Here is a 1981-nt window from a genome sequence, read left to right on the forward strand (position 1 = left end):
GCTGGCGTCCTATCTCCAAGCCAACACCACTGCAGGCGGGACCGGCCGTCGCCTCGACGGCCGCACGCTGTCCAGCACGGACCTGATCCTGCACGAGCTGTGGCCGCTGGCCGGCGCACGCCGGCCCCGGGCCATCGCCACGCTGCTGGCCGCAGCCCTCATCGCGCCGGCGCCCGTCGCCTGGGCGATGCTGCAGCTGACAGCCGGGCCCCTGAACCCGGCGTCGATCATCCTTATCCTGCTGTTTGTAGTGATGTGCCTGGCTACGGCGGGGCTGTGGCAGCCGGAATGGCCGCAGCCGCACCGCATCAGCCGGGAACGGTTGCAGGCTCTGCACCCTTGGCGTGTTTCGGTGGGCGGACTGTTCCTGGTGCTGCTGGGCTTGTGGCATACATCGGGCTGGATCGTCGCGGCCCTGTGCGCGCTTGGCATGCATTACCACTTGCTGGGAGGCGACCGTGCACCGGTCACCGATCCTCGCATCCCCTTGCGTGAAGACTCGAAGAACTGGTTCGTCCTCACGGCACTCCTTACCGGTCTCGGTGCCGTCCTCGTCGCTCTGGATTGGCATGACAATCCTGGCACCAACATCCTGAACGCGACCCTGGTGCTGGGAGTCGCGGTCCTGACAACCGCCTGGCTCACGGCAGGACTCCTGGTCCGTCCGCTGGTGGCGGCCGCAGCTGTGGCGTTTGCCTACTCGGACCCTCTTCGAACCTCATGGGTACAGCGAGCGCACACCCTCGCCGTTGGATCCAGGGACCGGATGGAACGCGGGATGGCGCTGGGAGCCTGCCTGCGCTACCTGGCGCTGCTGCTGTGTACCTGTACCCGTGGCCGACTGCCTTGGCGGCTGGGCCGTTTCCTCGACGACTGCTACCACCTGGGCCTGCTCCGCATCGCCGGAGCAGGCTGGCAGTTCCGGCACCGAGAACTGCAAGAACACCTCGCCGCCAACACCCGACCGCCCTCGACGCAATAGGACTCCGTTAGGTCTGTCTGGATCTTGGAGCTCTGCTGGGCAGGGCTGGACTGCCCAGCAGAGGCTGCCGGGGTCGTCTCGGTGACCATGGATGCCGGCGTCGTCCGCCCGGGGTCCTTCTCTGTGGCAGACGACGCTTCGAAGGAGACGATTCGGTGGGCGCTGACGGTGACGCAGCCGGAGTAGCCGCCCCGCTGTTGGGTGCCCGCCGCGTCCGCCTGACCGGGGACAGGGATGTCGGCGTGGAAGCCTTCAGAGTATGACCAGAATTCGGGGTCGGGCCCTGTGTCTCGCATGAACTCGAACTGGTAGCCCTGGTACATGAAGAAGACGCGGAACCCGAACTGTAAGGGTTCCGCAGCGGGTTCGCACCGGTCCAGGGGACAGAGTCCGGTATATGCAGGAGGCTTCGCCAGGCTCTGCGCCTATCCGGCGCCGGAGTTGCCGGATGCTGCTGAGGTAGGGCGAGGTACGGAGCCCACGGACTCGGTACCCTTCAATGGCCCCGCACCACAGCCGCCATCGATACCACGGAGGCGGCAGGGTTCGGACAGTCGATGCCCCCAGCCCTTGAACACCATCCATCCGCGGACCGGTGTCCCACGGCGGTACCACCCCGAGCGGCTCGGGAGGTTGCAGAGGGTCTGCGACATGTTTCAGTGACCCACGTCGTGGTCGCCGGCTTCGACGAGTCCGCTCTCGTACGCGAAGATCACGATCTGGATGCGATCGCGCAGACCGAGCTTGGTGAGGATGCTCGACACGTGCGACTTGACGGTAGCGGCCCCGATGAAGTGCTCTTCGGCGATCTCCGAGTTGCTGGCTCCTCGAGCGACGGCGACCAGTATCTCGCGCTCCCGGTCGGTGAGTCGCCCCAGTCGGCTCGCAACTGCCGTGTTGACGGTGCGGTGCTCGGCGAACCGGTCGATGAGGCGCCGAGTGATCGATGGCGCGAGCAGCGCCCCGCCTTCGGCCACGGTGCGCACAGCGGTGGCGAGT

At 66.8% G+C, this 1981-nt stretch carries 1 protein-coding gene and 1 pseudogene; one reads left to right on the forward strand and one right to left on the reverse strand.

Annotated features, from left to right (window positions below):
- Positions 1-982: pseudogene (locus tag ACI2LP_RS34330) on the forward strand (hypothetical protein); the annotation flags it as partial.
- 656 nt (positions 983-1638) lie between these two features.
- Here ACI2LP_RS34330 and ACI2LP_RS34335 read toward each other — a convergent pair.
- The coding region (locus tag ACI2LP_RS34335; protein ID WP_404728455.1) for a response regulator transcription factor at positions 1639-1981 on the reverse strand (343 nt) is incomplete at its 5' end.

Origin of the sequence: Streptomyces sp. NPDC019890 (assembly GCF_044903445.1) — a bacterium.
Lineage (GTDB): Bacteria > Actinomycetota > Actinomycetes > Streptomycetales > Streptomycetaceae > Streptomyces.